The organism is Streptomyces fuscigenes (assembly GCF_021556455.1).
In the GTDB taxonomy this organism is placed as follows: domain Bacteria; phylum Actinomycetota; class Actinomycetes; order Streptomycetales; family Streptomycetaceae; genus Streptomyces; species Streptomyces fuscigenes.
The window spans coordinates 1-14,074 of the sequence record NZ_JAKGCV010000005.1; the positions used below are offsets into that span (position 1 = coordinate 1).

10 protein-coding genes are annotated in these 14,074 nt (G+C 71.5%); 6 read left to right on the forward strand and 4 right to left on the reverse strand.

Annotated elements, in window-relative coordinates; all coding sequences use genetic code 11:
• A partial coding sequence (locus L1885_RS01400; protein WP_235795066.1) for an FAD-dependent oxidoreductase occupies positions 1-1,193 on the reverse strand: 1,193 nt, incomplete at its 3' end.
• Positions 1,194-1,374: 181 nt separating this feature from the next.
• On the reverse strand, positions 1,375-3,048 hold the full coding sequence (locus tag L1885_RS01405) for an esterase-like activity of phytase family protein (RefSeq protein ID WP_235795067.1): 1,674 nt from the start codon (positions 3,046-3,048) through the stop codon (positions 1,375-1,377).
• A gap of 235 nt (positions 3,049-3,283) precedes the next feature.
• Here L1885_RS01405 and L1885_RS01410 point away from each other — a divergent pair, with 235 nt between their 5' ends.
• The 3 genes from L1885_RS01410 to L1885_RS01420 all read left to right on the forward strand — a co-directional run bounded on the left by L1885_RS01410 (position 3,284) and on the right by L1885_RS01420 (position 6,013).
• Complete coding sequence (locus L1885_RS01410) at positions 3,284-3,667, forward strand: hypothetical protein (protein WP_235795068.1); 384 nt, start codon at positions 3,284-3,286, stop codon at positions 3,665-3,667.
• A gap of 48 nt (positions 3,668-3,715) precedes the next feature.
• A complete protein-coding gene (locus L1885_RS01415) occupies positions 3,716-4,363 on the forward strand; it encodes a DUF1707 SHOCT-like domain-containing protein (protein WP_235795069.1) in 648 nt (215 codons plus the stop codon).
• 288 nt (positions 4,364-4,651) lie between these two features.
• On the forward strand, positions 4,652-6,013 hold the full coding sequence (locus L1885_RS01420) for a C1 family peptidase (protein ID WP_235795070.1): 1,362 nt from the start codon (positions 4,652-4,654) through the stop codon (positions 6,011-6,013).
• Between the two features lie 497 nt (positions 6,014-6,510).
• Here the strand turns inward: L1885_RS01420 and L1885_RS01425 are convergent, their stop codons facing one another.
• Positions 6,511-6,912, reverse strand: a complete 402-nt coding sequence (locus tag L1885_RS01425) for a MarR family winged helix-turn-helix transcriptional regulator (RefSeq protein ID WP_235795071.1) — start codon at positions 6,910-6,912, stop codon at positions 6,511-6,513.
• Positions 6,913-6,986: 74 nt separating this feature from the next.
• On the opposite strand from L1885_RS01425, the gene L1885_RS01430 reads away from it, so the two are divergent.
• Positions 6,987-8,498, forward strand: a complete 1,512-nt coding sequence (locus L1885_RS01430; protein ID WP_235795072.1) for an MFS transporter — start codon at positions 6,987-6,989, stop codon at positions 8,496-8,498.
• Between the two features lie 475 nt (positions 8,499-8,973).
• Complete coding sequence (locus tag L1885_RS01435; RefSeq protein WP_235795073.1) at positions 8,974-10,296, forward strand: peptidase; 1,323 nt, start codon at positions 8,974-8,976, stop codon at positions 10,294-10,296.
• Between the two features lie 174 nt (positions 10,297-10,470).
• On the opposite strand, the gene L1885_RS01440 is transcribed toward L1885_RS01435, so the two are convergent.
• Entirely contained in the window at positions 10,471-11,949 is a 1,479-nt protein-coding gene (locus L1885_RS01440; protein WP_235795074.1) for an MFS transporter, read from the reverse strand.
• Positions 11,950-12,738: 789 nt separating this feature from the next.
• Between L1885_RS01440 and L1885_RS01445 the strand changes: the two genes are divergently transcribed.
• Positions 12,739-14,016 carry a carbohydrate-binding protein gene (locus L1885_RS01445; protein WP_235795075.1) on the forward strand — a complete coding sequence of 426 codons (1,278 nt, stop codon included), beginning with the start codon at positions 12,739-12,741 and terminating at the stop codon, positions 14,014-14,016.
• Positions 14,017-14,074 lie beyond the last annotated feature (58 nt).

Genomic DNA, 14,074 nt, shown 5'->3' on the forward strand with positions numbered 1-14,074 from the left:
CGGGCGGTCCCGGCGGGCAGGGGCGCGTCCCACTCCAGCACCCGGGCCAGCTCGTCCTCGCCCGGCCGCGCGGGCGGCGCTCCCCGCCCGCCGGGCCCCGGTGCGGCGCGCCCGTCCCGGCCGGGCGCCGGGGGCGCCGAGGCGGCACGGGACATCGCGCCGCTGACGGTGATGTTGTGCTCCACGCGGGGGCGGCGCAGTGCCTCGTACACCTCCAGCGCGGCAGCGGTGTCCGGAGCGTCCCGCAGGGCCTTCGCGAGGACCACGGCGTCCTCCAGCGCCATCGAGGCCCCCTGCCCGGTCGCCGGGGAGGCCGCGTGCGCGGCGTCGCCGACGATCAGCGTCCGGCCCGAGTGCCAGGCCGTGCCGAGGGGCATCTCCGTCGCGTCGGTCGCCATGATCCCGCCCGTCGCGGCCACCGTCTCCGCGGCGAAGGCCGCGTCCTCGCGCAGCAGCGGCACGAGCAGGTCGCGCCACCTCCCGGAGGCGCCGGCCCCGAGTTCCTCGGGGCCGAGCGCCCCGCCCGCGACGCGGGCGAACCAGTACGACTCGCCCTGCGGGGACACCGCGCACCCGAAGGCGGCGGCGCTGCCGCGCACCATGGTCATGGTGTCCGACTCCCCGGCCGGGGCCGCGTCCGCCGTGTATCCGTAGAAGACCCGCTGGCCTGCGTGGAGGGGCCGGGCGGCAGGGGCGACGAGCCGCCGCACGGTGGAACGCAGCCCGTCCGCACCCACGAGCAGGTCCCCGGACGCCTCGGTGCCGTCGGCGAAGCGCGCGGTGACCGCGTCGGGACCCTCCTCGACGGAGACCAGCCGGGCGCCGTGCCGCACGGGGATCCCCCGGCGAGCGACCTCGGCCTGCAGGGCCGCGTTCAGCGCGCCGCGGCGCACGCACCGGAACCGCAGCAGCGGGTCGTCCGCCTCGCCGAGCGGCCGGTCCGCCAACTCGGCGCCCGAGGCGTCCAGTACGCGCATCCGGGTGAGCGGGAAGCCGATCGCGGTGACGGCCGCGGACGCGTCGATCCCGGCGAGTGCCCGCATCCCGTTGCTCGCGAGCGTGAGGAACGCGCCGATGTCCTCCGCCCCGTGCGGATGCGCCTCGTGCACCTCGACCCCGAAGCCCGCCTTGTGCAGGGCCAGCGCGGTCGCCGTACCGGCGATCCCGCCCCCGACGACGATCGTCCGCCCCACGCCCGCACTCCGCGCCACGCCGTACTCCGCCCGTCCGCGCACGGCCCCGGCCGGGCCGCGCTCGCACAGGGAAGAACGCCCCTCCCCGGTACGACGTTCCGGGAAAGGGCGTTCGCAGGCGTGGCGGCGGCCCGCGTCGCGGGCGCCGTGCGGCCGGGGGCCGGGGACCCGGGCAGGCGTCTCAGCGCACGTGGACCGTCACCGTGACGGTCTTGAGGACCGCCGGGAGCTTGGTCGTGTCCACCTTCAGGATCTCGCCGTTGTCGGGCTTGCCCGTGGGCGGCAGGACCTTCTGGTGGACCGTCCACGTGCCGTCGGGGTCGACGGCGATGGTGTCGATGCCGAAGTCGTCGTCGTTGGACAGGTACAGCGTCCTGCCCGCGTCGGCCGTCGCCACGCCCTCGATCTTGTCGTGGGCGAAGAACGCTCCGGTCGGGTCGAGCTGGCTGACCAGCGTGCCGACGTTCAGGTACGGCTGCTTCTGCGCGACGTTCACACCGGCGGCCGTCAGCGTCGCGAGCGCCTCGTCGGTGCCGTCCTTGCCGACGAGCGCCTCGGGCGACTTGCCGCCGAGCGTGAGGCCGCTGACGTCGGTCGCGCCGTTGATGTCGACCTGGTAGAGCGTCTTCTTGGCGAACGGCTCGTAGTTCCCGTCCCGTTCGTCGACGAGGAACTTGGTGGCGGACAGCGCGGTGATCTCGCTGTTCGCGTTGCCCGTGTCGTCGGGGTCGTCGAGCAGGTACAGGTACTGCTTGGTCTTGAACGTGCGCAGGTCGATCGTGATGATCCGGGCCGGCGCCACGTTCGACGCCTTGGTGCTGCCGAGGTCGGGCTGCTGCAGCGCGGACTGCATCACACCGACGAGGGTCCTGCCGTCGGGTGTGACGGTCAGCCCCTCCATGCCTTTGTTCTTCAGGCGGTCGGCGAACTCGGGCGGCAGGTAACCGACGATCTTGTGGAACCTGTTGTCCTCGCTGGTGCGGTACGGGGTCAGCCGGCCCAGCTCGTAGCCGTTCGCGTCGAAGTGCGTGACGTACGGGCCGTACTCGTCGGAGACCCAGAACGTGCCGTCGGGCAGCGCCACCAGGCCCTCCGAGTCGTAGCCGTAGGGGTCCTTGGCGACGGGCGTCGGCGTGCCGCCGTGCGCGTTCGTCGCCGCGACGTCGTCGATCACCTCGCTCGTGTCGTGCGGGGGACGGCCGCTGTAGGGCGTGCCGCCGAGGCTCCTCGGGCCCTTCAGCGTCACCTTCTTCCGGAGCTCGGCCTTGCCGCCGACGAGCTTGAACTCGCCGATCTCCGGCGTGAAGCCGAGCATCATCTCGGACTTGTTGCCGTCGGGGGCGTCCGCGTTGGGACCGCGGTCGGTCAGGCCGTAGAAGTACCCGGGCCTGCCCGGCACCGGCGCGAGCGACGAACCGAAACCCTCACCGGAGATCTGCGTGGTGGTGCCGCCGGGGCCGGCGACCTTCCCGAGCGGCGCCAGCGGCGAGCCGTTCGCCTGGGTGTCCTTGAACAGCTGCACGGCGTCGGTCGCCGTGTACGTGAAGGTGTCCGTGCCCGTGAAGCCGGGCTTCGGCGTGTACGTGAACGTGCCGTCGGCGTCGACCGTCGCCGTTCCGTGGGACGGGTCGGTGTGCCGCACGACCGCCGTCCCGCCGGTGTCGTTCCGCAGGACGTCACCCGTCACCCTGCCGTGCCCGGAGAACGAGTCGGCCGACGCCCGGAAGTCGTGCGTCGGGGCCGACAGCCAGCCGTGCGCCTGGGCCGCGGCCGTCCCGGCGCCGCCCACGGCGACGGTGACGGCGATCGCGACGGCGATCCGGGTGCGCTTGCGAGAGCGAGGTCTTGGAGTCATGTGCTGAACCTGTCGTTCAACGATGAACAAAGGGCTGCCCCTTGGTGAACTGTCCGGTCGGAACTGCGGGAAGGACGCGCGCGCGTGGCGACGGGTGGCGACGGGGGCGGAGTCGGGATCGATGTCGGGGTGGGGGTGGGGATCGAGGGCCGGGGGTCGGGGGGTCGGGGGCGACGACCGTGCCGGAGGCGGCGACGGACCTGCGCCGGGCGGCCGCGCACGGCAGGATGGCCCCATGACGAAGCTGCGGCCCCCCGTACGGCAGGCCGGCCGGACCGGTCGCGGTCCCTCCGGCTCGGTGCTCTCGCTGTGGTCCCGGGACTCGGTGCTGTCGATCGGTTCCGCGGGCTCGGTGCTGTCCGTGGGCTCCGTCGGCTCGGTCCTCTCGGTCGGCTCGATCGGAAGCGCCCTGGCGGCGGGCTCGATCGGCTCGTCCGCGTCGGTGCTGTCCATCGGCTCCTGGCTGAGCACCGGCTCCGTGCTCTCGGCGCGCTCGCGCTGGTCCGTCCTGTCGTGGCGCGCCTCGCGGGGCCTCCTGGCGGCCGGCGCGGCCGGAGCCGTCGCCTCGGGCGCCGCCCTCGTGGTGCTGCGGACGGCGCGGACGCCGGCGCGGCACTGAGGCCGCCGGCCCCGAGACCAAACGGCCCGTACCGCCTACAGTGAAGGCATGTCCGGTGAACTGGTGCCCGATCGCAGCGAGCTGCGCGCCTCACACGAGGACCGCGACCGATTCGTCGACCGGCTGCGGATCGCCGCCGGGGACGGCCGGCTGACCGCGGACGAGCTGGAGGAGCGCCTCGAAGTCGCGCTCACCGCCCGTACCTACAAGGAACTCGAGTCGCTCGTCGTCGACCTGCCGGCCACCGGCGCCGGCGACCCGGGCAGCCTCGCCGGGGTCTCGCCCAAGGACGTGGCGCGGATCGCCGTCGTCAGCGCGACCACCCGGCGCGACGGCCCCTGGGTGGTGCCGCAGCGCCTGGAGATCGAAGCCAGGAGCGGCTCGGTCGTCCTGGACTTCACCCGCGCCCTGATCGCACTGCCCACCCTGGAGATCGAGGCGTCGGTGCGCAGCGGCGCGATCACCATGATCGTCCCGCCGGACGTCTTCGTCGACGTCGACGACGTGACGGTCCGCAGCGGCAGCGTGCGCAACCAGGCGCGGCTGTCGCCCACGGCGCCCGTGCGCCTGCGCGTCCACGTGTCGGGCAAGGTGCAGAGCGGCACCATCGGCGTGCGGGCTCCCAAGCCGTCGCGCCGCGGCTTCTGGGCATGGCTGTTCCGCCGCCCCCGTACCACGCCGGAACTCACCGCCTGAGGCGTCGCGGGTAGGGCCGCGAGGACGCCGGGCAGGACTCGGGCCCCCGCGGTACCCGCATGCCCGCGTTGCCCGGTCGACGGGGCACCCGCATGCCCGCGCTGCCCGGTCGACGGGGCACCCGCATGCCCGCGCTGCCCGGTGGACACGGGGGTACGCGCGTGCCCGTGCTGCTCCGTCGACGGCGCTACGCGCGTGCTCGCGTTACTCCGTTGACGGCGGCCGAACGGTCGTGCGACGGTGGAAGGCGCTCCGTCCACGGGCCCTGAAAACTGGAGGCAAACGGCTGTGACCACCGGAAACGACGACACCCGACCGGCCATGGCACGCAACCTCACGCCGGACGAGGTCGAACTCTTCGAGAAGGCGTTCGCCTCCCGCCCGGCCAACCAGCTCATGCAGAACGCCGTCACCCAGACCTCCGTCGACGACGTGGCCCTGGACCGGCGGGTCCTCACCGGGATCGACCACTCCGTCTCCCACCACCTGGACGACTGGAAGGCCACCAACCAGAAGCAGAGCGGACGCTGCTGGATGTTCGCGGGGCTCAACCTGCTGCGCGTCGGCGCCGCGGAGAAGCTCGGCGTGAAGGACTTCGAGTTCTCGCAGAACTACCTCCTCTGGTGGGACAAGTTCGAGCGCGCGAACCACTTCCTCGAGGCCGTCGTCGAGACGTCCGGCCGCGACGTGGACGACCGGACGGTGGCGGGCCTGCTGAAGGACCCGATCGGGGACGGCGGGCAGTGGAACATGTTCGTCGCGCTCGTCGCCAAGCACGGCCTCGTCCCGAAGTCGGCCATGCCGGAGACGGACAGCTCCTCCGCGACCCGGGCCATGAACCGCGCCCTCGGCACCCTGCTCCGCCAGGGCGCCCGCGACGTGCGCGGTCTGGCCGCCGAGGGCCCCGAGGCGCAGCGCGAGTGCAAGCGCGAGGTGCTCGCCGCCGTCCACCGCGTGCTGAGCATCCACCTCGGCACGCCGCCGCGGCGCTTCCTGTGGCAGTGGGAGGACAAGGACAAGGAGTTCCACCGCGACGGCTGGCTGACGCCGAAGGAGTTCGCCGACGCCTACGTGCAGCTCCCGATCGACGAGTACGTCTGCCTGGTGCACGACCCGCGCGAGTCGAGCCCGGTCGGCCGCACGTTCACCGTCGAGTACCTCGGCAACATCGTGGACGCGCCGCCGGTGATCTACCTCAACGCCGGGATCGACCAGCTCAAGCAGCTGGCGATGGACTCGATCGTCGGCGGCGAACCGGTGTGGTTCGGCTGCGACGTGGCCAAGATGATGCGCTCCGACGTCGGCGTCTGGGACGCGGCGCTCTTCGACTACGCCGGCGTCTACGACGCGTCCTTCACGATGGACAAGGCCGACCGGCTCCTGCACCACGACACCGAGATGACCCACGCGATGCTCTTCACGGGCGTCGACGTGGTCGACGGGAACCCGCGCCGCTGGCGCGTGGAGAACAGCTGGGGCGGCGAGAACGCCGACAAGGGCTTCTGGACGATGAACGACTCGTGGTTCGGCGAGCACGTCTTCGAGATCGCGGTCCGCCGCTCCGCCCTGCCCGCCGACCTGGCGGCGGCCCTCGACGGCGACCCGATCGTCCTCCCGTCCTGGGACCCCATGGGCGCCCTGGCCCGCTGACGCGAAGCGCGGCCCGGGCCCGCTCCGGGCTCGGGCCGCACCTCGCCCAGCCGAGGCGGTGACCGCCGGGAACGGGCGGGAGGAGCAGGAACGCGCCCTCGTCGTCGTACAGAAGGCCCGCGCGGGCGTTGCGGTCCCAAGCGGCGTCCAGGTCCTCGGCAGCGCGGCGGCCCGACCTGGCAATCGCTGCGGTCGGTTCGACTTCGAGACCCGTCACCGCCCACACGGCGGGGCCCACGGCGGGAGCGCTCTTCGGTGGGGGAGCCTCGACCAGCGTGAGGCCGGCGCGTTCCGCGACGTGGCGCCACCTGCTCTGCGGAGATTCGCACCGGCTCTGCCCGCGCGGCGGCTCGACCACCCTGTCCTCGTCCATGCGCCCCCCAACCTCGTCACGCCTTCCCGGCGGACAATCCACAGCAGCTCTGCGTCGCCGTTCGACCGCATCACGCGCGAGACCTCGTCAGAGGTTCGCGGGCTCCGGCGGCCCGGCCGGCGGATCAGCGCCCGGCGGCCGGTGTCATCAGGTCCCGCAGGGTGGAGCGCTGCGTCGGGCGGGCCTCGGCGAAGCGCCGGGAGCCCTCGGGCGTGATGCCGATGTACATCGACCGGCGGTCCTCGTGGCACATCGAGCGCTGCACCAGGCCGGTGCCCTCGAGGCGGCTGATCAGCCGGGACAGGGCGCTCTGGCTGAGGTGGACGGCGCTTTCGAGTTCGCTCATCCGCACCGTGGTGCCGGACTCGTCGGCCGCGTGCAGCTGCTGGAGCACTTCGAAGTCGCTCACCGAGACGCCGTGCCGCTCCATGAGCGTGCGGTCGAGGGCGCAGGTCACGCGGTGGTAGAGGCCCATCACGTCATGCCACTGCGCTGCGAGCTCATCCTCATGGGTCGACTTCGACACACAGCGATCTTAGCACGTGAGATGCGTCAGCATAAGATGCGCACGCATTAGATGCATGTGCATATGATGCCTCCGTGACTTCGCCTCGTACCGATGTGCCTCGTACCGAAGCGGAAGCGACCGCCGCTCCGCGCACCCTCGTCATCGACCCGCCCGCCGCCGAGACCCCCGCACCCCCCGCCGCCGCGCCCGAGGTGCGCGACCTCAACTGGTCCGCACGCACCTGGCTGCTCCTCGTGGTGCTGTGCGGGGCGCTGTTCCTCGACGGACTCGACCTCTCGATGGTCGGCGTCGCCCTGCCCTCCATCGGGTCCGACCTGCACATGGACGCGAGTTCCCTGCAGTGGATCGTGAGCGGCTACATCCTCGGCTACGGCAGCCTGCTGCTCCTCGGAGGACGCGCCTCCGACCTGCTCGGACGGCGCAAGGTCTTCCTCGCCGCGGTCGCCGTGTTCGGCGCCGCCTCCGTGATCAGCGCCTTCCTCAGCAACGACTTCGCGCTGATAGCACTGCGCTTCGTGAAGGGCGCCTCCGCCGCCTTCACCGTGCCCGCCGGACTGTCGATCATCACCACGACCTACGCCCAGGGGCCCGCGCGCAACCGCGCGCTGAGCTTCTACACCGTCTGCGGCGCGAGCGGCTTCTCCCTCGGCCTGGTGGCCGGCGGGCTGCTCACCGAGATCGGCTGGCGGGCGACCTTCCTGGTGCCGGGGCCCGTCGCCATCGTCCTCGTCCTCCTCGGCCTGAGGGTCATCCCGCACGCCCCGACGGCGCGCGTCAGGCTGCACCACTTCGACCTGCCGGGAGCGGTGACCAGCACCCTCTCCCTGCTCATCCTGGTCTTCACGGTGGTCCGGGCCCCGTCGCAGGGCTGGGGATCGGCGCAGACGCTCGGGCTCCTCGCGCTGAGCGTGGTGCTGATGGCCGCGTTCGTCGCCATCGAACGGCGGCACCCGCGTCCCCTCGTACGGCTCGGCATCCTCCGCTCCTCGGCGCTCGTGCACGCCAACCTGTCCGCGGCGGCCATGTTCGGCGGCTACTCGGCCTTCCAGTTCATCGTCACGCTCTACGTCCAGGACTCGCTCGGGTGGTCCCCGCTGACGATGTCGATGGCGTTCCTGCCGACCGGTGTGCTGGTGGTGGCGAGCGCCACGAAGATGGAGGCCGTCCTCGACCGGGTGAACACCACCGTGCTCATCTTCTTCGGCCTGCTCGCGTTCATCCTCGCGTACGTGCTGTTCCTGCGCGTCGAACCCACCAAGTCCTACGCGGACTTCATGCTGCCGACGATGCTGCTCCTCGGCATCGGCTTCGCCCTGTGCTTCCCCTCGGTGAACGCGCAGGCCACCAACGGGGTGGCCGACCACGAGCAGGGGCTCGCCTCCGGGCTGCTCAACACCAGCCTCCAGGTGGGCGGCGCCATCGTGTTGGCGATCGCCAGTGCCGTCCTGAGCGGTTCCGGCTCTGCCCCGGTGCACCACCAGTTGCTGCCCGGGATGTCCACCGCCATCAGCATCTCGGCCGGCGTGACCCTCGCGGCCCTGCTCATGACCGCCGTCCGGCTGGTCCGCCACCGCGCCCGATAGGAACCGCGAAGGTCCGGGGCCCGGGCCCCTCACCGCAACCGCGGTGGGGGGCCCTTGGCGTTCCCCGGCGCTGGTGCGGTGGACCGGGTCCTGGGCGCGTCCTCGGCGGCCATCTCGTCAACGGGTCTTTTTTCAGCGCAACTTGAGATCGCATCGCGACAACTCGCCACTGGCCGCCGGCGCGGGGCGATCGCGGCGTACCTCACGTACATGACATGTATCACTGAAGTGCCCGGCGCGGAGGAGGCAACTGTCCGCCTGTGCGGCAATTGTGTGCGGCACGGCACTGATGTGCCGCGTTGGCCACTCTTTTTACACACTTCCTACAACGGTGCCGACGGTCATACGATCGCCGGCACGGCCCTGCGTGGGTGCTGCCGCAGCGGTCGTCCTCTCTTGTGATCTGAAGCCGTTTGCCGAAGCCGTGTTCTGAAGTCGTGTTCTGAAGTCGTTTGCCGGACTGTGAAGGACTCCGTTGAAGATTCGCCGCATCCTCGCGACGGCAGTCGCCGCCGCCGTCACCACTCCCGTCGTCATGCTCTGCGCCACGCAGGCGCTCGCCGCCGACGGTCCGTCGACCGTCTCGCGGGCGCAGCAGCAGGGCGAGCAGGACAAGCCGTCCCTGGAGGAGCTCCAGCAGGCTGCCGCGAAGGCCCAGAAGGCGTACGACGACGCCCTGGCCGACGACCGGGCCGCGCGGGCCGTCCTGGAGGCCGCTCTCTCCGACGACGCGCCGCTCGCCGTGGCGGCGAAGAACGCCGCCGACGCGGCCGCGGACGCCGCCACCGCCAAGGCGCAGGCCGACCAGGCAGTTGCCGACGCCCAGGCCGCGCTCGCCGCACTGCCCGACACCGCCACCGCGGAGGAGAAGGCCGCCGCCGAGAAGGCCGTCGCAAACGCCAAAACGGCTGCCGCGAGCGCGGGGACCGCCAAGGACGCCGCCGACGCCAAGGCCGCGGCCGCGAGCACCGCGCGGGAGGATGCGCGCGTCGCCGCCGCCCACGCGTACTCGGTCGTCCAGGACGCTACGAACCAGGCCCTGAAGGCGAAGGAGGCCGCCGACAAGGCCCTCGCCGCCGCCCAGGACGACGCTGATCCGGACTGCGTGTACGCGAGCAAGCTCAGCACCGTCCTCGTCGGACTGCCCTCCACCATCGAGGCGGGCTCGACGACCGATTTCTCGGTCCGCGTGACCAACGGGACGGACAAGGCGCTCGGCAAGGTCTCGCCGCACCTGTACTTCCACGCCACGGACAAGAGCGGTCACGAGGTCCTCGACGACGCCTTCCACCTGCAGTGGTCGACCGCCGCCTCCTCGTTCTGGCAGGACGTGGACGCCGACGGCGACGCCGGCTCCATCAGCCCGCTGAAGGCCGGCGCGCACGCCGACGTACAGCTGCGCCTCAAGGTCGACGCCGACGCACCGGCCGGAGACGGCGTCGCGTTCGTCGCGGGCAGCTACGTCAACGACGACAAGAGCTGCGGCGGGAACCTCTCCACCGAGTACGCCTTCAAGCTCCTCGCCGCCAAGGACTCCGGCGGCAAGCCGGGCAGCACCGGCGCCCCGAAGCCCGGCAAGACCGGCAAGGCCACTCCGCCCGCCACGCACACCAGCCCGCAGGGCGGCGCGGCCACCACTCCGATCGACTCCCCCACCCCGGCGGCCACCGGCGTGCTCGCCAGCACCGGCGCGCCCTCGGCCCTCCCGCAGCTGGCCGCGGCGTCCGCGGCGGCGCTGGTGCTCGGCGGAGGCGCCGCCGTCATGGCGCGTCGCCGCAGGGCGGGCTCGCGATCCTGACGGTCCCTCAGCGGGTACGTTGAGCCCGCGCCCTCGGCGGCCGGCGGACTTCCGCGGCCGGCGGGAGCGCGCGGCCCGTCGGCCGGGTGCCGGAGGGCGTGGCCCGGCGTCCGGTGCGGGGTTCAGCCGGCGAGTGTCCGGTGCGGGCTCCGGCCGAGGAGCGGGCGCCCGTTGTCAACGCTCGATCTCGCGCTCCCGGACCAGCCACAGCGCCAGGGCCGCGCTCGCGAAGCACACCAGCGAGCCGAGGAAGAGCACGTCGTTGAACCCGGCGAGGAAGCCGTCGCGGGCGGCGGCGGCGACCTGCCGCCTGGACTGCGCGGGAACCGCGGCGAGCACCTGCTTCAGGTTTCCCGAGGACGCCGCCTCGACGAGCTCACGAGGGCGGTCGCCGACGGCCGCGGGCGTGCCGGCCGCCAGCTCCCGGAACTTCGCCGCACCCCGTCCGACGGAGATCGCTCCCCAAACGGCGATGCCCACGGCGATCCCCACCTGCCGGAACGTGTCGTTGATCCCTGCCGCCATCCCGCTCTGCCGTTTGGGTACGACGCTCACGGCCACGTCCGCGACCACCGGGTTGATCAGCCCCACGCCCACACCCGCGATCAGGAAGCCGACCAGCAGCGTCGTCCAGTCGTCGCGCGGGGCGATGTCACCCATGAGGTACAGGCCGACCCCGACCGCCGCCAGACCGACGCCGAGCATCGCCCGGGCGGGCACCCGTGACAGCAGCGCACCGGAGATCGGCGAGACCAGGAAGGCCAACGCGGTGATGGGCAGATAGCGCCAGCCGGTCTCGAAGGGCGTGAGCCCGAGATAGTTCTGCAAGTACAGCGTGGTGTAGAGGAACAGCGCGAACAGCGAACTCGACACACCGAACGCCGCGATCTGCACGCCGGTGAAAGCGTGCCGCCGAAAGAGCGCCAGTGGCAGCATCGGCTCGCGCACCCGCAGCTGGATCCAGACGAAGGCGGCCATCACCACGGCGGACCCCGCCAGGAGCGACAGGATCAGCGTGCTCGCCCACCCCTCGTCGTTCCCCCTCACCAGGGCCAGCACCAGCAGGAACAGGGATCCGCTGAACGCCACGACCCCGGCCCAGTCGACCCGCGTGGCGTCGGGATCACGGCTCTCACGCAGCCGCAGGCGGGTCACGACCAGGGCCGCGGCCCCGATCGGCACGTTCAGGTAGAAGATCGACTCCCAGCCGAGCCAGCTGGTCAGCGCCCCGCCGATCAGGGGGCCGATCGCCACGGCGATCCCGATCGTCGAGCCGTACAGGCCCATCGCCACCCCCCTCTCCCTGCCTGCCGTGAACTCCTGCGCCACCAGGGCCAACGACACGGCGAACATGGCCGCTCCACCGACTCCCTGGATCGCCCGCGCCACGTTCAGGAAGGTGGGGCCGGTCGCCAGCGCGCACAGCAGCGACGCCACGGAGAAGATCACCAATCCCCAGGCGAAGACCCTGCGCCGGCCCAGGCGGTCGGCCAGCGATCCGGCCGTGAGCACCAGCGCGGCCAGTGTCAGCGAGTAGGCGTCCAGAACCCACTGCAAGTCGGTGAAACTGGCGTTCAGCTTCTGCCGGATCGACGGCAGCGCCACATTGACCACCGTGATGTCGAGCAACAGCATGAAGGTCGCCACTGACACGGCGATGAGAGTCCACCACTTGCGAGCCACGCCCGGTGCCCCTTTTGTCGCATAACACCCATTTTCTCGCTCATGTTAAGGCGTAGCCGTGCGAGGAAAGGCCCCTGCGGACAGGAGTGGCCCCGATGATTTGTGCGGGGTGGGGCCCTGCGGCCTGTCACGGTGGGGCCGGCTCCTCTTCCGCGGGTCCGCGGGCTCGGCGTCAGGCTTTGGCCAGTGTTCGATGCCGCGCAGAACCTCCCGCGGGAGCGACGGGCCCGGTCCCGAGACGCGCGGCCCCCGGCTCCGGGGAGCTCCGCCTCCCCCGTCCGACGGCCCTCGCGACATCGCGGGTCGCGGCAAGAGGCGGGAAGGGCGTGGGCGACCGTCTCGGCGACGAGTGCACTGCGCGATGCCGCACCTCGGCCGCACGCGGAGAATCGGGCCTCACCCGGGCCCACCCAAAGGATCGAAGCTCCACCGAATCCGGGGCAAACGAAGCATGCGCAGCCAAAGCCCAGTGGCTTCGCCAATGGTTCGTCACGACATGAGGCGACTTTTGCGAATGTTCCTGGCCGACAGGGCAGTTACTCGATTCAGTAAAACTAATTATGCAACTTTATTGAAGGCTTGACCGGCTGTTCCGCTGCCCGTCAGATTGGTCTCGACCAATCCCCCAAGTGGTCGAGACCACTCCGTTCGCCCACGTCCGCGTACGGAAAGTGGCCACGTCGCCGGCTCAGCGGGGTGCCGCGTTCGCAACTGCTCCTTTCAACCCTGGAGGGTTTCATGCGAGTCGGAAAACGCATTATGCGCAAAGCTCTCATCGCCGGCTCGGCCCTCGGGCTGACCCTCGGCGGCACGGCGTTCGCGGCAGCCATGGCGCCGGCCGCCCAGGCCGCCACCACCTGCGCGGCCGCCTGGAACTCCTCCACCGCCTACACCGGCGGCCAGCAGGTCAGCGAGAACGGGACCAACTACACCGCCAACTACTGGACTCAGGGCAACGACCCGGCGACCAGCAACGGCGGCAGCGGCACCGGACAACCGTGGACGTCCAACGGCGCCTGTACCGGCGGTTCTTCGGGGGGCGGTGGAGGCGGCGGCACCGGCACCGGTGGCACCGGCACGGGTTCGGTGAGCGGCCTGCTCTTCAGCCCGTACAAGGACGTCACCATCAACATGAACTGGAACACCAACCAGATGCAATCGGCCGCGGGCGGATCCGTGCAGCCGGTGGTGGGTTCCGGCAGCCTGGTGTCGCAGTACGTGCCGAAACTCCCCGCGCTCACGCTGGCGTTCGCCACCGGATCCTGCGGCACCGAGACCTGGGGCGGTGTCTCGGGCGCCAACTGGGCGGCCGCGAACGTGCCGCAGCTGCACTCCGCCAACATGAATTACGTCGTGTCGACCGGCGGTGTGGCCGGAACCTTCAAGTGCGCCTCCACGGCCGGCATGGACTCGTTCATCGCCCGCTACGCCAGCTCGAACCTGGTCGGCATCGACTTCGACATCGAAGGCGGCCAGAGCGCGTCGGACATCCAGAACCTCGTGGCCTCGGCGGCGGGGGCGCAGGCCCAGTACCCGAACCTGCAGTTCTCGTTCACGCTCGCCACGCTGGGAGCGTCCGACGGCAGCTACGGCGGCGTCAACTCGCTCGGCGACCAGGTCGTCAAGGCCGTGCTCGGCTCCGGCCTGAAGAAGTACGTCATCAACCTGATGACCATGGACTACGGCTCCTCGACCTCCAACACCGTGTGCGTGGTCCAGTCCGGCAGCTGTGAGATGGCGCAGTCGGCCATCCAGGCGGTGAAGAACCTCGAGCACACCTACGGGGTCCCGGCGAGCAAGATCGCGGTCACGCCGATGATCGGCATGAACGACTCCACCAGCGAGATCTTCACCGCCGCCGACGTGGACACGCTGTCGTCGTACGCGACCAGCAACGGCCTTGCCGGGCTGCACTTCTGGTCCCTGGACCGGGACACGCCCTGCTCCGCCACCTACGCCTCCCCGACCTGCAACTCGGTCCCCAGCTCCACCCCGCTCCAGTACACCAAGAAGTTCCTGACGGACCTCGGTCACTGACGAAGGCTCCGGGGGCGGGCCCCGCACGGGACACCGTGCGGGCCCGCCCTTTTTCTTG